The sequence below is a fragment of the Microbispora hainanensis genome, from assembly GCF_036186745.1.
Classification (GTDB): domain Bacteria; phylum Actinomycetota; class Actinomycetes; order Streptosporangiales; family Streptosporangiaceae; genus Microbispora.
Genome location: NZ_CP108086.1, coordinates 6034250 through 6054168, shown reverse-complemented (window position 1 = coordinate 6054168; position 19919 = coordinate 6034250). Strand labels below are relative to the sequence as shown.

Here is a 19919-nt window from a genome sequence, read left to right as displayed (position 1 = left end):
GGCCGGGACCCACATGGGTGGAGAGAGCTTCCACCGGAGGGTAGGAAACCACCTCAGCCGACGTCAGCGACGTTTGGCGTGCGCATGACTACTCCATGTAACCTCCTGGCCATGACGACGATCAATCGGGGGACGCTCCTGGAGCTGGTCCGCAACCGCCCCCTGCTCGCGGCGGAGCTCCTCGGGGACGCCTTCGCCACCGGCGACGAGGAGCCTGCCGGCGGAAAGGCGCTTCTGTGGCGGTTTCCCCGTCAGGACCACATGAGCCAGGACCGCATGAGCCAGGACCACGTGGGCCCCGACCACATGAGCCCCGACCACATGAGCCCCGACCACATGAGCGAGGACGGGCCCGTCCTCGCCGCTCGTTATCGCGAGATCGTGGCCGATGCGCGCAGGGCCCGCGCACATCGGGCGGAAGCCGTGCTGGCGGGGCTGATCGCGTTCCTGCGCGCCCGCGTCCGTGAGGATCTGGACCAGGCGCGCAGGAACGCGGACGCCGGGGAGCCCGGCTCGCACAAACTGGAGCGGGACCTGGCCGCGAAGCGGAGCCGTCTGGATTACCTGGAATCCGTGCTCGTCAAGGAGCTCTACCTGGCGATCGAGGAACACGCCCAGGCGGAGCATCTGCTGAGGCTGGAGGCGTCCGCGTACAACTGGCACGCCGATTATCAGGAAGCCTGGCGACCCTGACCGGCGGCCGGCCTCCCGTCCCGCCCGCCGCTCGGGGGTAGCGCGGAAAGGCGGCGGCCCCAAGACCGGGGGTTGGTTGTGACCAGTTCCGCGAGCAGCACATACTTGACGAGATGAAGCCAGCCAGCGGCGCGTCCCGCCGTCACCTGCCCACCAGTCCCTTCAAGCCCCCGCCCCCCGCTCCGCCTGTCGAGCAGTTCAGTGTGAACGACCAGGTCAGCCATGATTCGTACGGTCTCGGCGTGGTCGTGGAAGTCGAGGAGGGGGTGGCTGTGGTCGTCGATTTCCGATCGCAGCAGGAAAGAATCCTGACCCCGTACAAGAAGCTCCACAAACTCTGAGACAGGTGCACCGCGGGCGAGGCGCGTCGCGCGAGCACGGCTCGCCGCGGCACGCCGCCGGACGCCCACGCGGCCGTCCCCGGCCTGCTGGAGTACGCGCCCCAGCGCCCCGCAGCCGAGCGCCGGAAGCACAGTGGCGCGGCGGCCGTCGGCCGCCGCGCCATGAGGTGCGGAAGGTGCGGGTGCGGGATCAGCCCGCGCTACAGGAGACCGTCGGCCATGTCCAGTTGCCGTTGTGCTGGATGGTCACGCCGAAGTTGTTGCCGTTGCCGTTCGGCTTGGCGATCATCACCTGCGAGCTGGGCCAGTTGGCGTTGGTGTTCCAGGTGGCGATGATCTTCGCCGGGTTCGGGACGTTCATCGTCACGGTCCAGTTGTTCGAACCGCTGACCGAGACGTTGAGGTTGTAGCGGTCGCTCCACGACTGGCCGGCGGACAGCGTCGCGGTGCAGCCACCGCCGCCGCCACCGCCACCGCCGCCACCGCCACCGCCACCGCCGCCACCGCCGCCACCGCCGCCGCCGCCACCGCCGCCGGAGGTCTCGCCGAGGGTGATGTTGGAGTTGCCGCTGCTCTGGTAGCCCTCGGTGGCGAGGATCTGGTAGTCGTGGCTGCCGAGCGACATGCCGGCGCGGGCCCAGGCGTCGAAGTGGTTGCCGATGGTGATGGTGCCGCCGGTCCGCTTCTGCTGCCGGACGCTCCAGTACTGGTTGAACGTCCGGGTGCCCTCGATGGACGGCTGGTTGTAACGCGTCGTCTGGTAGATGTCGTACGTGCCGCCGTCGGAGGTGACGGTGCCCTTGTACGTCCCGGTGGGCCGGTAGGTGCCCCAGTTCTCGACGATGTAGTACTCCACCAGCGGGTTCCTCGTCCACCCGTACAGCGCCAGGTAGGCGTTGCCCGAGGGGTTGAAGCTGCCCGAGTAGGTCACCGTACGGCGGCCGCCGGTGCTCCAGCCCTTGCCGGCGACGAAGTTGCCGGTGTTGCGCCAGGAGGTGCTGTAGTTTCCGCCGGAGCCCAGCTCCATGGAGACCGTGCCCTGGCTGTCGGTCCAGAACGAATAGAAGTACCCGTTGTTGGTGCCGGTCTGGTTCGTCGTCACGGCCGCGTTGGCGACACCGGGCAGCAACGCCACGGCCGCGGCCAGCGCCACCGCGCAGACACGGGCGATGAGCACCCTGACGCGGCCGGGTCTATGGCCTAACGATTGGGCGGGGGCGTCGATCATGCGCGCTTCCTCCTACTGAAGCCTGACGGGTGGTCAGACGGCGTACGGCGACTCTGCGGGGCGCGTAAGCGGGCGGGTGGTGGCGGCCATCCCACGACGGTGCCGTACGCCTACGCTTCCGAAAACTATCGGAGCTTTGACGAAAGTATCGGATCGAGATCGCACAGTTGTCAATGATTCCCGTAACGCTGCCGAAACCTTGGGGTGAGGGGAATCGCCATCAGACCTGGTGAGAGGCGTCCGCCCATTCGGTAAGGATTTCGGCGACACAGTCAGAACGCAGGTCAACGTCCTTGAAAGTTTCAAACCCGCAGGTCGGGCCGCATCAGCGCGGGCGGCGTCCGAGGTCAGGCGGAGCGGCGCGCGAGGTCCTCCAGCAGGGCCACCGCGTCGGCGACGCGCTCGTAGGGCACGAAGAGATGGTCGTGGTGGAAACCCGCGACGACGTTGCAGCTCAGGCCGACAGCGGCGAGCTCCCGCGCGACGGCCGCGGTCAGGCCGACCGCCTCAAGCGCCGAGTGGACGCACAGCGTGATCCAGCCCGCGACGTACTCGTACGCCAGCCCGGCGGCGTCGGCCTCCTGCTGCGGCAGGACCAGCGTCAGGCCCTCCTCCTCGGCGACCGTGACGACGGGCCGGGCGCCGGCGGGAACGCCACCGTCCACCGTGGTGAACACGTAGCGGCCCGGGTTCAGTCGCGGCCGCATGCCGCTCAGCAGCATGCGCAGGTCGGTCTCGCCGGTCACACCCGGCACCGTACAGGCAGCCCGCGCATCGCCGCGTAGCACCCCGGCGGCCATGGGCCAAAGCCATGCCGGGGCGCGCCGGGGCGCGTCCGCGATCGCACCGCCGTGGCGGCGACGCATGGCCAAGCCAGGCCCGCCGCGGATCGACACCCCGCGACGCGGCCGGGTGATCGCGATTAACGGATGTTATCCATAACATTCAGCTCCGTCGTTCGGATCGGAAACGACAGGATGAGACGCCCGCGGTCGGCGGGCGGGGCGGGCGTCTTCCCGCCACTGTGGGCCATTCCGGCGGGCCGGTCAAGGCCGGTAAAGGGTCGAATGACGGCATAGGCACGTCGGTCCTGAAACTTTCACGACTTTGCGGAGCCGCCCGGCGCCCAGAGGCAGACCTGACATCACGAAACATTCACTGAGCAGGGACAACACGACAGAGTCAACCCGAGACCGGTCGCGGTCCCTCACCCTGGGGAATCGGCCGTCGACAAACACCCGCATGGCGCGGGTAAACGTCCCATCGGCCGAATTGGGGCCTTGACGGAGACGGGCAGGACGCCAAAACTGAGCGCACCGATCCCCATACACGACTGTGAGACGGCGGGCTCACAGCGACAATTGTTAGCGCTAACACTTCACTGGCACGAGGCACGCCACCAAAGGAAGGCACGGAAAGCCATCATGATTTTCCGATCAGGGCACCTGAAGAGGACGGCGCTGTCCGCGGGCGCGGCGATCACGCTCGCCGCCGGCCTGCTGGCCGGCCTTTCCGCACCGTCCGAGGCCGCCACGCAGGGGCCGTGCGACATCTACGCCGCGGGCGGCACGCCGTGCGTGGCGGCGCACAGCACGACCCGCGCTCTGTATGGCAACTACAACGGCCCGCTTTACCAGGTGCGCCGTTCCTCCGACAACGCCACCCGCGACATCGGCGTGCTGAGCGCGGGCGGCGTCGCCAACGCCGCGACGCAGGACTCGTTCTGCGCCGGCACCACCTGCGTGATCACGATCATCTACGACCAGTCCGGCCGCAACAACCGCCTCACCCAGGCGCCTCCCGGGGGGTTCTCCGGCCCGGCCGCGGGCGGCTACGACAACCTCGCCGTCGCGACCGCCGCGCCGGTCACCGTCGGCGGCCACAAGGCGTACGGCGTCTACATCTCTCCCGGCACCGGCTACCGCAACAACAACACCAACGGCGTGGCCAGAGGCGACCAGCCCGAGGGCATGTACGCCATCTTCGACGGCACCCACTACAACAACGGCTGCTGCTTCGACTACGGCAACGCCGAGACCAACAGCCGCGACAACGGCAACGGCACGATGGAGGCCATCTACTTCGGCAACAACAACTACTGGGGCTACGGCGCGGGCAACGGCCCCTGGATCATGGCCGACCTGGAGAACGGCCTGTTCTCCGGCGTCAACCAGCACTACAACGCGGGCAACCCGAGCATCAGCCACCGGTTCCTGACCGCCATCCTCAAGGGTGAGCCCAACCACTGGGCCATCCGCGGCGGCAACGCCCAATCGGGCGGCCTGTCGACCTTCTACAACGGAGTGCGGCCCAACGTCGCGGGCTACAACCCGATGAAGAAGGAAGGCGCCATCATCCTCGGCATCGGCGGCGACAACAGCGTCAGCGCCAGGGGCACCTTCTATGAGGGCGTGATGACGTCCGGTTATCCGTCCGACGCCACCGAGAACGCGGTGCAGGCCAACATCGTCGCCGCCGGATACGCCACGGCGTCGGGCGGCGTCCAGAACGGCACGCTCACCCCCGGCTCGGCGATCTCGCTGCGCGCGACCACACCGGGCTACACCGACCGCTACATCCGGCACCAGAACGACAACGCGATCACCTCGGTGATCACCTCGTCCAGCTCCACGCTGGACAAGAACGACGCCACCTGGATCGTGCGCAGCGGCCTGGCCAACAGTTCGTGCGTGTCGTTCGAGTCGAGGAACTACCCCGGCGACTACCTGCGGCACAGCTACTACCAGCTCTACCGGCAGCGCGACGACGGCAGCTCGCTGTTCGCCCAGGACGCCACCTTCTGCCCGCAGGCGGGCAAGAACGGCCAGGGCACGTCGTTCGCCTCCTACAACTTCCCGAACCGGTTCCTGCGCCACTACAACAACACCGTCTACATCGCGAGCAACGGCGGATCGAACGCCTTCGACAACGCCAACCAGTGGAGCAACGACGTGAGCTGGGTCGTCTCCCAGCCCTGGGCATAGCTCCCGGCTCCCCCGCACGACCGATGCCGCCCCCGGCCACCGGGGGCGGCTTTCCCGTCGTGGGACCTCTTCCCGCGTCCACACCCCGCCGCGAGCGGGAGCACGAGCAGGAGCCGGGCCCGCCGCGCGGGCAGGCGGGGCGGCGGGGCGTCGCGATGGAACCCGGTCGACAGCGCCAGCGCCGGGACCAGGGCAGGCAGGAGCGAGCAGGCCCAGCGCACCGCGTTCTCCCACCCCGTCATGGGCGGCGGCACCAGCACGCAGGACAGGACGAGGACCGCGACGGCCAGCAGCCGCAGCCACCGCCGGTAGCGCTCCTCGAGCACGCTGCGTTCGTCGTGGCGCTCGCTCATGCCGGCCCTCCCGCCTCGCTGAGCCCCTTACTGAACCCCTGTCTGGGCCCCTGTTTGAGCCCCTGCCTGAGCCGCAGCCGTTCGACGGCGCGGCGCGCGTTGTCGGCCAGCCGTACGGCCTCCTCCTCCAGCGCCCGCGCCCCCTCGTCGGTCAGCCGGTAGTAGCGGCGCAGCCGTCCCTGCCGCACCTCCTCGCGGTCCGCCTCCACCCACCCGTCGGCGGCGAGCCGGTCGAGCACGCCGTACAGGGTGCCGATCTTGAGGTGGACATGCCCTCCGGAGAGCCGCTCGACCTCCTGCGCGATGCCGTAGCCGTGCCGCGGCTCGTCGACGAGTGCGGTGAGAACGAGGAACGCCGGTTCCGTCATCGCCCGTGATGTCACCACTCCAGAATATATCGGCATCCATGATATTCAAGTGGACCGCACATCGAAGCGCGATTTGCCTATAGGCATTAGGAAATTACATAATCGTTGAAGGCAACGTAGGGAGAGGGTAGTGGCGCGTGCGGGACTGACCACGGAACGCCTGATCAGGGCGGGAGCGGAGCTGGCCGACGAGGTCGGCTTCGAGCATGTGACGATCTCGGCGCTGGCCCGGCGGTTCGGCGTCAAGGTCGCGAGTCTGTACTCGCATGTGAAGAGCTCGCATGACCTCAAGACCGGGATCGCCCTGCTGGCGCTGGAGGAGCTCGCCGACCGGGTCGCCGACGCGCTGGCCGGGCGCGCCGGCAGGGACGCCCTGGCGGCCTTCGCCGCCGCCTACCGCGACTACGCCCGGGAGCATCCCGGCCGCTACGCCGCCGCCCGGTTCAGGCTCGACCCCGAGGCGGCGGCAGCCAGCGCCGGTGGCAGGCACGCCCAGATGACCCGGGCCATCCTGCGCGGTTACGACATCGCGGAGCCGGACCAGACACACGCGGTGCGGATGCTGGGCAGCGTCTTCCACGGCTACGTCGACCTGGAGATGAGCGGAGGCTTCAGCCACACCGCCGTCGACCCGGACGAATCGTGGTCCTGGATCGTCGACTCCCTCGACTCCATGCTGCGCAACCGGACCACGCCCTGATCACGAACAGGCTGAGGCGATGAGCATCGAACACGACCGAATCACCACACCCGTCACCGCCGACCTCCTGCGCGGCGCCCTCGACGTGGAACGCACGGCGCACGGCCTGCTGCCGCACCGGCTGCCCGCCTGGGCCCGCCGGCAGATCCCCGACGGGCAACTGGCCATGGCCGAGGCCCAGCCGTCCGGCGTACGGCTGGCGTTCCGGACCCGGGCGACCACCGTCGAGCTCGACGCGCTGCCCACCAAGAGGGCCTATCTGGGCCTGCCCGCCCCGGCGGACGGCGCCTACGACCTGCTCGTCGACGGCCGCCTCACGGCCCAGGCGACCGTGAGCGGCGGCAACGTCCGGGTGATCGACATGGCCACCCAGTCGGTCGAGCTGCGGGAGGGGCCTCCGGGAACCGCCCGGTTCGCCGATCTGCCCGCGCGCGACAAGACCGTCGAGATCTGGCTTCCGCATACGGAGATCACCGAGCTGATCGCCCTGCGCACCGACGCCCCGATCGAGCCGGCGCCGGACGGCGGGCGCAGGGTGTGGCTGCACCACGGCAGCTCCATCAGCCACGGCTCGAACGCCGCCCACCCCACCGCCATCTGGCCCGCCCTCGCCGCCGCCGCGGGCGGAGTCGAGCTGATCAACCTGGGGTTCGGCGGCAGCGCGATGCTCGACCCGTTCACCGCCCGCACGATACGGGACACCCCCGCCGACCTGATCAGCGTCAAGATCGGCATCAACATCGTCAACGGCGACGTGATGCGCCTGCGCGCGTTCACCCCCGCGGTCCACGGCTTCCTCGACACGATCCGCGAGGGACACCCGGCCACGCCGCTGCTGGTCGTGTCCTCCATCCTGTGCCCGGTGCAGGAGGACACCCCCGGCCCGCTCGCGCCCGACTTCCAGGGCGGGACCGTGCGGTTCAGGGCCACGGGCGACCCGGCCGAGCGCGCCGCCGGGCGGCTGACGCTCAACGTCGTACGCGACGAGCTCGCCCGGATCGTGCTGCGGCGGGCGTCCGACGACCCGCACCTGCACTACCTCGACGGCCGCGACCTTTACGGCGAGGCCGACTACGCGGAACTGCCGCTGCCCGACGAGGTGCACCCCGGCCCTGCGGGACATCGCCGCATCGGCGACAACTTCGCCCGGCTCGTGTTCGGCGCAGGCGGCCCGTTCGCGGCCACGTCCGGCTGATCGGAATTCCCTCCGGCGGTGACAGCCCCGATGTGCCCGGGCGGAAAGGTGCTGTTACGGTAGGCCGCGGTGTGCCGGGAAGTCGGGTCGGCGCCGTCGTCCGCTGCCCCCACGGAGGTCTCGGTGGTATCGCAGTCGGCCCGCCGCCTCGGCCACGGGCGCGGGATCCCCGCCCGACGTGGCCGCCCGCGCGGACGCGTACGGGACCGCGACGGCGGAGAGCCTCGCGCATGAAGCTGTTCTGGGCCATGGTGGCGCGTTTCAACCAGCCGGCGCAGGTGATCACGACGGTGTTCGGGGTGACGATCATCCTGGGGACCGTCCTGCTGTCCAGCCCGCTCGCCACGGCCTCCGGAGTGCCCGCGGACTGGCTCACCGCCCTGTTCACCGCGACGTCGGCGGTGTGCGTGAACGGGCTGACCGTCGTCGACACGGCCACGCACTGGTCGGCGTTCGGCGAGGTGGTCATCGCCGTGCTGATCCAGGTGGGCGGTCTCGGCATCATGACCCTGGCGACCGTCTTCACCCTGCTCGTCTCGCGCAGGCTGGGCCTGCGGGCCCGGTTGTCCGCGCAGGCCGAGACCCGGGTGCTCAACGGCAGCGACCTGCGCCGCGTCGTGGGCAAGGTGGTGCTGTTCAACCTGACGTGCGAGGCGGTCGTGGGAACCGTCCTCACGCTCAGGTTCGTGCTCGGCTACGGCGAGCCCGTCGGGCGCGGCCTCTACCTGGGCCTGTTCCACGCGGTCTCGTCGTTCAACAACGCCGGTTTCGCGCTGTGGCCCGACAGCCTTATGCGGTTCGCCGCCGATCCCTGGGTCTGCCTGACCGTCGCGGCGGCGGTGATCGTGGGCGGGCTCGGCTATCCCGTGGTGTTCGAGCTGCGCCGATCCTGGCGCCGCCCGAGCCGCTGGTCGCTGCTGACCCGCATCACGCTCACGGTCACCGCCGTCCTGCTGGCGGGCGGCACCCTGGTCTTCCTCGTCACGGAGTGGACCAACCCCCGCACGCTCGGGCCGATGGACGAGCACGGCAAGCTGCTCGCCGCGTTCTTCACCGCCGTCATGCCGCGCAGCGCCGGGTTCAACAGCCTCGACATCACGCAGATGCACCCCTCAAGCTGGCTCGTCACCGAGCTGCTGATGTTCGTCGGCGGCGGCAGCGCGGGCACCGCGGGCGGCATCAAGGTCACCACGCTGGGCCTGCTGACCTTCATCGTCTGGGCCGAGCTGCGCGGCGAGAGCCGGGTGAACATCGGCCACCGCCGCCTCACCGAGGCCGCGCAGCGGCAGGCGGTCTCGCTGACCGTGCTGAGCGTGGCCCTGGTCGCGCTCTTCACCTACGTCCTGCTGGTGCTGTCGCCGCAGTCCCTCGACCACGTGCTGTTCGAGGTCGTCTCAGCCTTCGGCACGACCGGGCTGTCCGTCGGCGTGGCCTCGGCCGCCTCCCCCGCCGCGCAGGTGCTTCTCACGCTGCTGATGTTCGTCGGCCGGATCGGCCCGCTCACGCTGGGCTCCGCCCTGGCGCTCAAGGAGCGCGGACGGCGCTATGAATTACCGGAGGAGGAGGTCATCGTTGGCTGACATGAGAAACGACCCCGTGGCCGTGATCGGTCTCGGCCGCTTCGGCACCGCGCTCGCCCTGGAGCTGGTGCGGCGCGGCACCGAGGTGCTCGCCATCGACCACCGCCCCAAGGTGGTGCAGAGCCTCGCGGGCCAGATCACGCACATCGCCACGGCCGACGCCACCGACCCCGAGGCGTTGCGCCAGCTCGGCCTGCCGGACTTCTACCGCGCGGTGTGCGCCATCGGCAGCGACCTGGAGGCGAGCATCCTCACCTCGTCGCTGCTGGTCGAGATGGAGATCGACGACATCTGGGCCAAGGCCGTGAGCCGGCAGCACGGCCGCATCCTCAGCCGGATCGGCGTCCAGCACGTGGTCTTCCCCGAGCACGACATGGGCGAGCGCGTGGCCCACCTGGTGAGCGGGCGGCTGCTCGACTACATGGAGGTCGACGAGAACTTCGCTCTGGTCAAGACCCTCCCGCCCAAGGAGTACGTCGGAGTGCCCCTCGGCGAGTCGAGCCTGCGCCGCAAGTACGGGGTGACGGTGGTGGCGGTCAAGCGGCCGGACGAGGAGTTCACCTACGCCACCGCCGAGACCGAGCTCGGCTATGGCGACGTCATCATCGTGTCCGGCCGTACGGACCAGGTCGAACGCTTCGCGGAGCTGCCGTGACGGCGAGCGAGGAAGGCCGGATGTCCTGCTTTACCGGCCACGGCGTCACGAATTCGAGTAACGTCACTACTCGTAGTGATCAGGTGGGGCCCGCCGCGACTTGACCGTCCGGCCCGAAATGGTGCCATCCGTCGCGGGCATAGGGGAGTGTCGTGTTCACTACGCGGGAAAGAGTAAAGCCACCAAAGGAATCATGTGCTGACGTGGGGGCCGGCTATGGAGTCGCGATGAGTTCCCAGAGCATCTTGCGTGCGTTGCCGTTCATCGCGATTCTCCTGGTCGTCATCGTCGACCTGATCACCGGGCCGGGGGTGGGCTTCCTGCCGCTCCTCACGCTGGGCCCGGCCTTCGCGTCGGTCGCGGGCAGCGTGCGCCGCACGGCCGTGGTGGGGCTGCTGGCCCTCGTCATCTGCGTCCCCCTCGCCGTGTACGACGGCCTGCTCGGCCGTACGAGCAACAATCTCACCCTGACGGCGATCGTCGGCGTCACCGGCGCGAGCATGCTGGCCAGCCGCCTGCGCAACCGGCGCGAGCGCGAGCTGGCCAACGTCCGGCTGGTCGCCGAGGCGGCCCAGCGGGTGCTCCTGCGCCCGGTCCCCCGCCGCGCGAGCGACCTGCGGATCGCGCTCTCCTACACCTCCGCCGCGGCGGAGGCCCAGATCGGCGGCGACCTCTACGAGGTGGTGACCACCCCGGAGGGCGTGCGGATCCTCATCGGCGACGTGCAGGGCAAGGGCCTGGAGGCGGTGGAGACCGCGGCGTGGGTGCTCGGCGCGTTCCGCGAGGCGGCCTACGACCAGTCCGAGCTCGCCGGTGTGGTCGAGCGGGTGGAGACCAGCCTGGCCCGGCACCTGAGCGGCGAGAAGTTCGTCACCGCCATACTCGCGGAGGTGCACGAGGGGGAGATCTCGCTGCTCAACTGCGGCCACCCCGCCCCGCTCGTGCTGCGGCGCGACGGCGGCGTGTATTTCGCGGAGCCGCAGGAGGAGGCCCTCCCGCTGGGGCTCGGCGGGCTCGGCTCGCCGCGGCCCAAGCCCCACCGGGTGCCGTTCGAGGAGGGCGACCAGATCCTCTTCTACACCGACGGCGTGATCGAGTGCCGCGACCGGCAGGGCCGCTTCTACCCGCTCACGGAGCGGGCCCATCTGCTGCGCGGCACCGATCCCCAGGTGGCCCTCGACGGGCTGCGCGCCGACCTGCTGCGCCACGCCGGCGGCCCCTTCCCCGACGACGCCGCGATGCTCCTGCTCCGTCGTCATCCCGGATGAGCGGGCTCTCCGCCGGCCTCCTCTGACCGCTATCGGCCCGGGCGCTCCCGCGCGCCCGCCGTCGCGCGCTCGGTCATGGCGACCGAGCGGCGCAGAAAGTCGTGGATCACCGCGAGCTGCTCGTCGCTGTAGTCCTCCAGCAGCTCGTCAAGCGTCCTGACGCCGGCCTCCATCGAGGCGTTGATGGGCAGTTCGTGCTCCGGGATCGGCTCGATGATCACTCTCCGCCGGTCCCCGGCGTCGCGGACCCGGCGGACGTACCCCGGCTTCTCCAAGCGGTCGATCACGCCGGTGACGGCGCCGCTGGTCAACCCGGTGAGCTCGGCGAGCTGACCGGCGGTTATCGGCCCCTTCCTGCTTGCTCTGCAAAAGAGACTACTTCGGCCGGGATCCCGGGGCCCTCCTCGATCCCCGGCAGTCAGGAGCGTCGTTCCATGTCCGTCACGTCACAGGACGCGCGAGCGTCCGGTCCCGAGGCAGGGCCGAGCGCCAGGCGGTGGCCCGCGCTCCTGGTCGTCCTCCTCGCCGCCTTCATGGACCTGGTGGACAACACCATCGTCACCGTGGGCCTGCCGGAGATACAGAAGGACCTCCGGGCCACCGACGCCGACCTGCAGTGGGTGGCGGCCAGCTATGCCCTGGCCTTCGCGCTCATGCTCATCACCGGCGGCCGCCTCGGCGACGTCTTCGGCCGCAAGAAGACCTTCCTCGCCGGCATCGTGGGCTTCACGATCGCCTCGGCGCTGGCGGGGGCCGCGCAGGGCCCCGAGACCCTGATCGGCGCGCGCGTCCTGCAGGGCGCGCTGGCCGCGGTGATGATCCCGCAGGTCCTGACCTACATCCAGGTCGGTTTCAGCGCCGCGGAGCGTCCCCGGGCACTCGGCCTGTACGGCATGGTCCTGGCCCTCGCCGGTGTCAGCGGGCCGCTGCTGGGAGGTCTGCTCATCGACGCCGACCTCTTCGGCTGGGACTGGCGCACCATCTTCCTGATCAACGTTCCGATCGGTGCCGCCGCCTTCCTCGGCACCGCCGCGCTCATGCCCGAGTCCCGAGCCGAGCACACGCGCCGGCTCGATCTCGTCGGCGTCGTGCTCATCACGCTCGCCCTGGTGGCGGTGTTCTACCCACTGGTGCAGGGCCGCGAGCTCGGCTGGCCTCTGTGGACCTTCATCTCGATGGCGGCCGCTCTCCCCCTGCTGGTCATCTTTGTGGCGTACGAGCGGGGCAGGACCCGCAGGGACGACTCCCCGCTCGTCGACCTCGGCCTGTTCCGGGAGCGCGGCGTCATTCCCGGCCTGGTGGTGGCCTTGGTCTTCTTCACCGGCGGCAGCTTTTTCTTCGTCCTGACGCTGCACCTGCAGATCGCGCTCGGCTACACCCCGCTCCGCGCGGGCCTGACCTTCCTCCCGTTCGCGTTCGGCGTGATCATCGGCTCGGGGGCGGCCACCCGGCTCGCCCCGCGTGCCGGCCGCCTGGTGGTCGCCGTCGGCTCCGTCGTGATGGGGGGCGCGGTGGCCGGCATGATCTACACCCTGCACCGCAACGGCGCCGGCCTCAGCCCCTGGAATCTGCTTCCCGCCATGGTCGTCGCCGGCATCGGCCTGGCCTGCGTCTCGGCGACCCTCGTGAACATCGCCCTGGCCCGGGTCTCCGCGCGCCACGCGGGCTCGGCCTCCGGGGTCGTGAACACGACGGTGCAGCTCGGCTCCGCGGCGGGAATCGCCGTCATCGGCACCGTCTTCTTCAGCCTGCTGGCAGGCAACGCCACGGAGACGGCGGCCACCGTCGCGGTCTTCCTCCGCTCGAGCGAGCAGGCCCTGTGGGTCATCGTCGGCCTGCTGGGGGTGAGCTTCCTGGCGAGCTTCCTGCTGCCCTCCGGCCCCGTGAAAACCGGGCAGGCCGGGCAGGCCGGGCAGGCCGACGATACCCGTCGCGAGGCGACGTGATGCGCCGGTCTGCCGCACCCCAAATCCCCGTGACCTGCGGCGTCGTTTACGCGTACGGGTGCCGGGAAGGGCCCATCGGGCGAGCCGTTCGATGCCGGATCACGAAGGTGTCGATCACGAAGGTGTCGATGACGCAGGTGTCGCATACGAGGTGTCGATCATGAACGTGCAGAGCACCGTGGTGAAGCGCGCGGGCGACACCCTGACGTCGGCGATCGGCAGCGTGGCGGGTGCCGTGGCCGATCCGAAGGGCGCCCTGAAGCAGGTCAGGTCGGTCGTGTCGTCCCCGAAGCGGCTGGCCGTCGCCGCCGGTCTCGTCTCCGCGTACGCCCTCGGCTGGTGGTGCGGCCACCGTGCCGCCTCCCGCTGACCGGGACCGTCGCGGAACGCTGAACGGGATCGCCGCGGAACCCGCCCGTACGGTCGAATGCAATCGGAGGCGGACATGACCGAGATCGTGGGTGAGAGCCTGGCCCGGCGGCTGGTGGAGTGGGGGGTCGACACGATCTTCGGGCTCCCCGGTGACGGGATCAACGGCCTGATGGAGGGGTTCCGCCGGCACCGGGAGAAGCTGCGCTTCATCCTGGTGCACCACGAGGAGGCCGCCGCGTTCATGGCGACCGGCTACGCGAAGGCGACCGGCCGACTCGGCGTGTGCGCCGCGACCTCGGGGCCGGGCGCCATCCACCTGCTGAACGGCCTGTACGACGCCAAGCTCGACCACGTGCCCGTGCTGGCCCTGACCGGCATGCAGGAGACCTCGGTGCTGGGCACCCACTATCAGCAGGAGGTCCACCTCGACCGTCTCTATCAGGACCTCGCCGCCTACAACCTGATGGTCACCAACCCGCAGCAGGTGCCCGGCGTGGTCGACCTCGCGGTGCGCACCGCGCTGACCAGGCGGACGGTGTCGCACCTGACCTTCCCCAACGACATCCAGGTGGCGCCCGCGAGCGAGGACCCCTACCGGCACGTCAGCCCCGGCACCCCTCCCGCGAGCCTGACGACCTGCTCTCTCCCGCCGCTGCGGCCGGTCGAGGAGGACCTGGCGCGGGCGGCGGAGGTGCTGCGGCAGGGCCGGAAGATCGCCATGCTCGTCGGCGTCGGCGCGCGGCACGCCCGCGAGGAGGTGCTGGCGGTCGCCGGCAGGCTGGGCAGCCCGATCGTGAAGACCCTCCCCGGGAAGTTCGTGGTGCCCGACGACCATCCGCTCACCACCGGCGGGCTCGGCCTGCTCGGCACCGCGCCGAGCGAGGAGCTCATGGAGGAGTGCGACACGCTGCTGATGGTCGGCACGTCCTTCCCCTACGGGAAGTACCTGCCGCCCGAGGGGCAGGCCCGGGTGGTGCAGATCGACGCCGATCCCGCCCTGCTCGGCATCCGGCGGCCGACCGAGGCCCCGGTCGCCGCCGACGCCAGGCTCGCGCTGCGGGCGCTGCTGCCGATGCTCGGCCCGGCGAAGGAGCGGTCGTTTCTGGAGAAGTACCAGCGCAGGATGGACGCCTGGCGGCGCGACATGCGGGCGCTGGAGGACCCGAGCCGTGATCCGATCGCCCCGCAGTACCTCATGGGCTGCGTCGACGAGGCGGCCTCCGGCGACGCCATCCTGACCTGCGACTCCGGGACCATCGCGACGTGGGCCGCGCGGCACTGGACGATCCGCGACGGACGGGAGTTCTACCTGTCGGGCAACCTCGCCACGATGGCCCCCGGCCTGCCGTACGCCATCGGGATGCAGCACGCCTTCCCCGGCCGCCAGGTGATCGCGTTCGTGGGCGACGGCGGGTTCGCCATGCTCATGGCCGACTTCCTCACGGCCGTGCGGCACGACCTGCCCATCAAGGTCGTGGTCAACAACAACAACAGCTACGGGCAGATCCTCTGGGAGCAGATCATCCTCGGCTACCCCGAGTACGCCGTGCGGCACCGGCGGCCCGAGGCCGACTTCTCCGCCTGGGCCCGCGCCTGCGGGGCGTACGGCGCGAAGATCAAGGACCCGAAGGACCTGCCGGGCGCGATCCGGGAGGCACTGGCGCACGACGGGCCGGCGCTGGTGGACTGCGACGTCAATCCCAACGAGCCGCCCATGCCGGGCAAGGTCAGGTATGAGCAGGCCAAGCACTTCACCGAGGCGTTCCTGCGCGGCCAGCCGCACAAGGCGGGCGTGCTCGCCACGGTCGCCCGCGACAAGATCAACGAGCTGCTGTCCTGACGGTCGCGGGAGCCGGTCGGAGTCGGCAGGGGCGGGCGCGAGGGCCGCCGACCGGGTCATCGCCGCCTACGATGTACGTCGCATCACGGGCCTGACCCGGCTCGGTGTGAGGGAGCTCACATTCCCAACATTTCGAGATTTTTGGAACTAAATCCGGGGCGCGGCGGTTACAACCGTTCGAACTATTTCGAACCATAGCCGGAGCCACGATGACAAGTCGCCTGCACGAACGACAGCACGCCCTCGACACCCCGGCGGTGAGACGCCGCGGCCTCCCGGCCCTGCCGCGCGCGGCGGCCTTCTGGCTGGTGGCGGGCACCACGGCCATCCTGCTGTCCGCTTCGAGCGCGCCGAGCCCCCTTTATCCCGTCTATCAGGCCGAGTTCGGCTTCAGCGCCCTCACGCTGACGGCGATCTTCGCCGTCTACGTGCTCGCGCTGCTGGTCAGCCTGCTCACCGTGGGGCGGCTGTCCGACTTCCTCGGCCGCCGCCCGGTCCTCGCCGTGGCGCTGGTCGCCGAGGCGGCCGCGATGGCCGTCTTCCTCGGCGCGAACGGCGTAGCCGCCCTTGTCGCCGCCCGCGTCGTCCAGGGCCTCGCGACCGGCGCCGCGATCGGTGTGGTCGGTGCGTACCTGCTCGACCTGCAACCCGCCGACGGCTCGCGGCTGGGATCGCTCATCAACGGCGCGGCCACCACCGCGGGCCTGAGCATCGGCACGGTCGGGAGCGGGGTGCTGATCGAGTACGCGCCGCACCCCACCCGGCTGATCTTCGTGATTCTCACGGCGGCGTTCGTCGTCCTCGCGATCGCGACGGCCGTGCTTCCCGAGACCGTCGAGCGGACTCCCGGCGCCGCCGCCACGCTGCGCCCGAGGGTGCTCGTCCCCGCGCCGGCCAGGCGCGCGTTCCTGCGCGCGGTCCCGGTCATGCTCTCCACCTGGATGCTCGGCGGCCTGATCTTCTCCGTCGGGGCGTCGCTGCTCGGCGCGGTGTTCGGCGAGCACAACCACGCGGCGATCGGCCTCGTCCTCGGCGCGCTCGCCGCGGTCTCGGCGCTCGTGTCGGTGCTGCTCAGGAATCGCGCGCCGGAGCGCCTCCAGCGCGAGGGAACGGTGCTGCTCCTCCTCGGGACGATCCTGCTGATCGTCGCCGTGGCGTCGTCGTCGCTGCCCCTCTTCGTCGTGGCGGCGCTCGTCGCGGGCGCCGGGTGGGGGCCGGCGTACCTCGGCGCCTTCCGGACGGTCAGCCAGCTCGCGGCGCCGCACGAGCGGGCCGCGCTGATCTCGGCGATCTACGTGGTGAGCTATCTGGCGTTCAGCATCCCGGCGCTGGTCGCCGGGGTCGCCATCACCACGCAGGGCCTGCGGGGCACCTCGCTGGTCTACGGCGCCGTCGTCGCCGTCGTGGCCGCCGCAACCCTCGTCTACGAGGCGCTGAGCCGGCGCGAGCCGGCCGCTGCGTGACGACAGCGACGGCAACGGCGACGACGACAGCGGCGGCGACGGCGAGGGCGGCACAATCGTTCAAGACCTCCGCCGCGCCGTCGCCTACAACGGTCCCCGGCGTGCCGCCGCCGCGGCACGGGACGTACGCAGGGAGGCGAACGGATGGACGTGGGCTTCGTCGGTCTCGGGATCATGGGTCAGCCCATGGCGCTCAACCTGGCCCGGGCGGGAACCCCTCTCGTGGTGTGGAACCGTACGGCCGCCAGGGCCGAGCCGCTGCGCGCCGCGGGCGCGCGGGTTGCGGGCAGCGCGGCCGAGGTGTTCCGGCGGGCGCGGGTGGTGATCCTCATGCTGGCCGACGAGGCCGCGATCGACGCGGTGCTGGAGCGGGGCACGCCCGCCTTCGCCCGCAACGTCGCCGGCCGGATCGTGGTGCACATGGGCACGACCTCACCCGCCTACTCCGCGGAGCTGGAGACCGACGTGCTCGCGGCCGGGGGCCGCTACGTCGAGGCGCCGATCTCCGGCTCCCGGGTGCCGGCCGAGCAGGGGCGGCTGGTGGCGATGCTCGCCGGCCGCCCGGACGCCGTTGAAGAGGTCCGCCCGCTGCTGAAGCCGATGTGCGTCAAGACGGTGGTGTGCGGGCCCGCGCCCAAGGCGCTGCTGACCAAGCTCGCGGTCAACATCTTCCTGATCACCACGGTCACCGGCCTCGCGGAGTCGCTGCACTTCGGCGAGCGCCAGGGCCTCGACATCGAGCTGCTCGTCGACGTGCTCAACTCGGGCCAGATGGCGAGCGACATCTCGCGGGTGAAGGCGGTCAAGCTGGCCGGGCGCGACTTCGCCCCCCAGGCCGCCATCGCCGACGTGCTGAAGAACAACCGGCTCATCGCCGAGGCGGCCCGTGGGGCCGGCATCGCCTCACCGCTGCTGGACGTCTGCCATAGCCTCTTTGGCGAGACCCTCGCGCTGGGCCACGCCGACCTGGACATGGCCGCCGTCGTCCACGCGATCGAGGCCAGGACGGACGGGGAAGGAGCACGCCGATGACCTCTCACCCGGTCGTCATCGTCACCGGAGGGACGCGCGGGATCGGCCGCAGCACGGTGCGCCGCCTGTGCGCGGACGGGTTCGGCGTCGTCTTCACCCACTCCGGCTCCGACACGGACGCCAAGGCGCTGGAGGACGAGCTCGGCCGCGACGGCGCCCTCGTCCGCGGCGTACGGCTCGACGTGACCGGGGAGGACGCGCCGGAGCGGCTGTTCGAGCTGGCCGAGGCGGCCGGGGAGGTCACCGGCCTGGTCAACAACGCGGGGGTGACCACCAGGATCGGGCCGTTCACCGGTCTGACCGACGCCGACCTGCGGCGGGTCGTCGACGTGAACCTGGTGGCGCCCGTGCGGCTGTGCCGGGAGGCGGCGCGGCGCTGGACCGCGTCTGCGTCCGCGTCCGCGTCGTCGTCCGCGTCGTCGTCCGCGTCGTCGTCCGCGTCGTCGTCCGGGAGGGTGATCGTGAACGTCTCCTCGGTCGCGGCGCGCACGGGCTCGCCGCACGAGTACGTCGCCTACGCCGCGACCAAGGCTGCGGTCGAGACGCTGACCGTGGGCCTGGCCCGGGAGCTCGCCCCGGCCGGCATCCGGGTCAACGCCGTCGCGCCGGGGACGATCGACACCACGATCCACGCCCGTTCCGGAGAGCCGGGGCGGGCGGAGCGGGTGGCGGCCCGCATCCCGATGGGGCGTCCGGGCAGGCCGGAGGAGATCGCCGAGGCGGTCGCCTGGCTGCTGTCGGACCAGGCGTCGTATGTCACCGGCGCCGTGCTCAACGTCGACGGCGGGCTCTGAGTGCCCGTCCTGACAGGACGCGACCACCATCCTTGATGTCGGCATCGTGCGAAGATGTCGGGATGCTGTCTCGAATAGCGCCGGCCGCCGTGGTGGCCGGCGCGACGTTCATGATCATCCCCCAGGCCGAGGCCGCGACGGCCCCGCCCGTGATCCGTTATGCGGGTCTCGGGGCCTGCCTCCAGTCCGACGGCGGCCGCCAGCCCTGCGGCCCGTTGAAGCTCTGGCTGAGCGACGGCCGCGTCGTCGCGCTCCCCGGCGCCCGCAGGACCGTGGCACCCGGCGAGTACACCGTCGCCGGCGTCGTCGCCGTCTCCCAGGACGGCGCCCACGCCGCGTACTTCGCGGGCAAGGACGGCGTGCTCACGATCTGGGCGGCCGCCACCGGCAAGACGCGCGAGGTGCCCACCGTCACGTGGCCGGACGACCTCCGGATGGACGCGCTCACCCTCTCCCCTGGCGGCCGGTTCCTCGGCATGCGCGGGGTGAACGCCTCCGAATGGGAGGTGAATCGCGTCGCGGACACGACTACGGGGAAGGTGTTCAGCCTGCCGAGGGGATACCAGACCTGGGACTTCAGCCCGGACGGCAAGCGCATGATGGCGGGCGACAACCGGAGAGCGGTGCTCTACGCGACCGGCACGTGGTCGGTGACGTTACGGCGGTCCGTCTACATGCGGGGTGATCTCGGCCCCGACGGCGTCACCGTGGCCTCCCCGAAGTGGACGAAGACCGGCGGTTCGGTGAAGAACGTGGTCGTCACCCGCAACCTCGCCACCGCGAAGAAGAGCAGCATCCCCATCCGGCTTCACAAGGGCGAGACCGCCCTGGCGGCCCGCTGGGACAGGGCGGGCCATCTCGACGTGCTGACCCGCTCCGATCGTCACGTGAACGGCGACCTGCGCAGGACGCACACCTGGTATCGGGTGAACCGCACCACGCACCGGCTGCGCAGGCTCGACTCCTTCGTCATCCCGTCCTCGGTGGGAGGCTACGTCCTCGCCCAGTGACGGCCCGGAAGGCCGACACATGCCACCTGGGCTCAGAAGCCGACGCTGGAGATGATCGCCGGCACGAACCGCGCAACGCACCCAGCCGATGGAGTAC

At 70.7% G+C, this 19919-nt stretch carries 20 protein-coding genes and 1 pseudogene; 16 read left to right on the top strand and 5 right to left on the bottom strand.

The genetic code is table 11. The features are described 5' to 3' along the window. Positions 1–111 precede the first annotated feature (111 nt). Complete coding sequence (locus OHB01_RS27945; protein ID WP_328854184.1) at positions 112–693, top strand: hypothetical protein; 582 nt, start codon at positions 112–114, stop codon at positions 691–693. Between the two features lie 113 nt (positions 694–806). Next, positions 807–1034, top strand: coding sequence for a hypothetical protein (locus OHB01_RS27940; RefSeq protein WP_142617569.1), 228 nt, complete (start codon positions 807–809; stop codon positions 1032–1034). 190 nt (positions 1035–1224) lie between these two features. Here OHB01_RS27940 and OHB01_RS27935 read toward each other — a convergent pair whose 3' ends face one another. Beyond that, positions 1225–2262: a glycoside hydrolase family 11 protein gene (locus OHB01_RS27935; protein ID WP_328854183.1), complete on the bottom strand. Its 1038-nt coding sequence runs from the start codon at positions 2260–2262 to the stop codon at positions 1225–1227. Positions 2263–2609: 347 nt separating this feature from the next. Further along, the gene (locus OHB01_RS27930; RefSeq protein ID WP_328854182.1) at positions 2610–3008 is read right to left on the bottom strand and encodes an ACT domain-containing protein; all 399 of its coding nucleotides are present in this window, start codon (positions 3006–3008) and stop codon (positions 2610–2612) included. A gap of 678 nt (positions 3009–3686) precedes the next feature. Between OHB01_RS27930 and OHB01_RS27925 the strand changes: the two genes are divergently transcribed. After that, positions 3687–5246 carry an alpha-L-arabinofuranosidase B gene (locus tag OHB01_RS27925; protein WP_142648740.1) on the top strand — a complete coding sequence of 520 codons (1560 nt, stop codon included), beginning with the start codon at positions 3687–3689 and terminating at the stop codon, positions 5244–5246. Here OHB01_RS27925 and OHB01_RS27920 read toward each other — a convergent pair. Together OHB01_RS27920 and OHB01_RS27915 are read right to left on the bottom strand one after the other, a co-directional pair. Beyond that, positions 5153–5599, bottom strand: a complete 447-nt coding sequence (locus OHB01_RS27920; protein ID WP_142648741.1) for a hypothetical protein — start codon at positions 5597–5599, stop codon at positions 5153–5155. The two genes, OHB01_RS27925 and OHB01_RS27920, sit on opposite strands and share 94 nt — an antisense overlap. Continuing rightward, the gene (locus OHB01_RS27915) at positions 5596–5982 is read right to left on the bottom strand and encodes a PadR family transcriptional regulator (RefSeq protein ID WP_260617330.1); all 387 of its coding nucleotides are present in this window, start codon (positions 5980–5982) and stop codon (positions 5596–5598) included. Before OHB01_RS27915 ends, OHB01_RS27920 begins: the two co-directional genes overlap by 4 nt. 115 nt (positions 5983–6097) lie before the next feature. Here OHB01_RS27915 and OHB01_RS27910 point away from each other — a divergent pair, with 115 nt between their 5' ends. From OHB01_RS27910 to OHB01_RS27890, 5 genes are all read left to right on the top strand, one after another. Further along, entirely contained in the window at positions 6098–6667 is a 570-nt protein-coding gene (locus tag OHB01_RS27910; protein WP_142648742.1) for a TetR/AcrR family transcriptional regulator, read from the top strand. 19 nt (positions 6668–6686) lie between these two features. After that, positions 6687–7862, top strand: a complete 1176-nt coding sequence (locus tag OHB01_RS27905) for a GDSL-type esterase/lipase family protein (protein WP_142648743.1) — start codon at positions 6687–6689, stop codon at positions 7860–7862. A gap of 230 nt (positions 7863–8092) precedes the next feature. Next, positions 8093–9442 (top strand): TrkH family potassium uptake protein, encoded by a 1350-nt coding sequence (locus OHB01_RS27900; protein WP_142648744.1) that lies wholly within the window; start codon positions 8093–8095, stop codon positions 9440–9442. A gap of 1 nt (position 9443) precedes the next feature. Continuing rightward, positions 9444–10097 carry a potassium channel family protein gene (locus OHB01_RS27895; protein ID WP_240971594.1) on the top strand — a complete coding sequence of 218 codons (654 nt, stop codon included), beginning with the start codon at positions 9444–9446 and terminating at the stop codon, positions 10095–10097. Positions 10098–10324: 227 nt separating this feature from the next. Continuing rightward, positions 10325–11365, top strand: a complete 1041-nt coding sequence (locus OHB01_RS27890) for a PP2C family protein-serine/threonine phosphatase (RefSeq protein WP_147944220.1) — start codon at positions 10325–10327, stop codon at positions 11363–11365. A gap of 29 nt (positions 11366–11394) precedes the next feature. Here OHB01_RS27890 and OHB01_RS27885 read toward each other — a convergent pair whose 3' ends face one another. Beyond that, positions 11395–11676, bottom strand: coding sequence for a MarR family transcriptional regulator (locus OHB01_RS27885; protein WP_419197553.1), 282 nt, complete (start codon positions 11674–11676; stop codon positions 11395–11397). 123 nt (positions 11677–11799) lie between these two features. On the opposite strand from OHB01_RS27885, the gene OHB01_RS27880 reads away from it, so the two are divergent. The 8 genes and pseudogenes from OHB01_RS27880 to OHB01_RS27845 all read left to right on the top strand — a co-directional run bounded on the left by OHB01_RS27880 (position 11800) and on the right by OHB01_RS27845 (position 19822). Further along, a complete protein-coding gene (locus OHB01_RS27880) occupies positions 11800–13311 on the top strand; it encodes an MFS transporter (RefSeq protein WP_328854181.1) in 1512 nt (503 codons plus the stop codon). A 160-nt stretch (positions 13312–13471) separates the two neighbouring features. Continuing rightward, entirely contained in the window at positions 13472–13681 is a 210-nt protein-coding gene (locus OHB01_RS27875; protein ID WP_142648748.1) for a hypothetical protein, read from the top strand. A 75-nt stretch (positions 13682–13756) separates the two neighbouring features. Then, entirely contained in the window at positions 13757–15523 is a 1767-nt protein-coding gene (locus OHB01_RS27870) for a thiamine pyrophosphate-dependent enzyme (RefSeq protein WP_147944223.1), read from the top strand. 209 nt (positions 15524–15732) lie between these two features. Further along, the gene (locus OHB01_RS27865; protein WP_142648750.1) at positions 15733–16986 is read left to right on the top strand and encodes an MFS transporter; all 1254 of its coding nucleotides are present in this window, start codon (positions 15733–15735) and stop codon (positions 16984–16986) included. A gap of 135 nt (positions 16987–17121) precedes the next feature. Beyond that, positions 17122–17592 (top strand): annotated as a pseudogene (locus OHB01_RS27860) (NAD(P)-dependent oxidoreductase); the annotation flags it as partial. Then, positions 17587–18018, top strand: coding sequence for an NAD-binding protein (locus OHB01_RS27855; protein WP_328710889.1), 432 nt, complete (start codon positions 17587–17589; stop codon positions 18016–18018). The pseudogene OHB01_RS27860 and the gene OHB01_RS27855, both read left to right, overlap by 6 nt. Continuing rightward, on the top strand, positions 18015–18812 hold the full coding sequence (locus OHB01_RS27850) for an SDR family NAD(P)-dependent oxidoreductase (RefSeq protein ID WP_328854180.1): 798 nt from the start codon (positions 18015–18017) through the stop codon (positions 18810–18812). Before OHB01_RS27855 ends, OHB01_RS27850 begins: the two co-directional genes overlap by 4 nt. Positions 18813–18874: 62 nt before the next feature. Then, a complete protein-coding gene (locus OHB01_RS27845) occupies positions 18875–19822 on the top strand; it encodes a hypothetical protein (RefSeq protein ID WP_147944226.1) in 948 nt (315 codons plus the stop codon). The last annotated feature ends 97 nt before the right edge of the window (positions 19823–19919 follow it).

Excerpts from the sequence above, each read along its gene's own strand:
- OHB01_RS27945 (WP_328854184.1), top strand. The coding sequence starts at position 112 with ATGACGACGATCAATCGGGGGACGCTCCTGGAGCTGGTCCGCAACCGC.
- OHB01_RS27940 (WP_142617569.1), top strand. The coding sequence starts at position 807 with ATGAAGCCAGCCAGCGGCGCGTCCCGCCGTCACCTGCCCACCAGTCCC.
- OHB01_RS27935 (WP_328854183.1), bottom strand. The coding sequence starts at position 2,262 with ATGATCGACGCCCCCGCCCAATCGTTAGGCCATAGACCCGGCCGCGTC.
- OHB01_RS27925 (WP_142648740.1), top strand. The coding sequence starts at position 3,687 with ATGATTTTCCGATCAGGGCACCTGAAGAGGACGGCGCTGTCCGCGGGC.
- OHB01_RS27920 (WP_142648741.1), bottom strand. The coding sequence starts at position 5,599 with ATGAGCGAGCGCCACGACGAACGCAGCGTGCTCGAGGAGCGCTACCGG.
- OHB01_RS27905 (WP_142648743.1), top strand. The coding sequence starts at position 6,687 with ATGAGCATCGAACACGACCGAATCACCACACCCGTCACCGCCGACCTC.
- OHB01_RS27900 (WP_142648744.1), top strand. The coding sequence starts at position 8,093 with ATGAAGCTGTTCTGGGCCATGGTGGCGCGTTTCAACCAGCCGGCGCAG.
- OHB01_RS27895 (WP_240971594.1), top strand. The coding sequence starts at position 9,444 with ATGAGAAACGACCCCGTGGCCGTGATCGGTCTCGGCCGCTTCGGCACC.
- OHB01_RS27890 (WP_147944220.1), top strand. The coding sequence starts at position 10,325 with ATGAGTTCCCAGAGCATCTTGCGTGCGTTGCCGTTCATCGCGATTCTC.
- OHB01_RS27880 (WP_328854181.1), top strand. The coding sequence starts at position 11,800 with ATGTCCGTCACGTCACAGGACGCGCGAGCGTCCGGTCCCGAGGCAGGG.
- OHB01_RS27875 (WP_142648748.1), top strand. The coding sequence starts at position 13,472 with ATGAACGTGCAGAGCACCGTGGTGAAGCGCGCGGGCGACACCCTGACG.
- OHB01_RS27870 (WP_147944223.1), top strand. The coding sequence starts at position 13,757 with ATGACCGAGATCGTGGGTGAGAGCCTGGCCCGGCGGCTGGTGGAGTGG.
- OHB01_RS27865 (WP_142648750.1), top strand. The coding sequence starts at position 15,733 with ATGACAAGTCGCCTGCACGAACGACAGCACGCCCTCGACACCCCGGCG.
- OHB01_RS27855 (WP_328710889.1), top strand. The coding sequence starts at position 17,587 with ATGTGCGTCAAGACGGTGGTGTGCGGGCCCGCGCCCAAGGCGCTGCTG.
- OHB01_RS27850 (WP_328854180.1), top strand. The coding sequence starts at position 18,015 with ATGACCTCTCACCCGGTCGTCATCGTCACCGGAGGGACGCGCGGGATC.
- OHB01_RS27845 (WP_147944226.1), top strand. The coding sequence starts at position 18,875 with ATGCTGTCTCGAATAGCGCCGGCCGCCGTGGTGGCCGGCGCGACGTTC.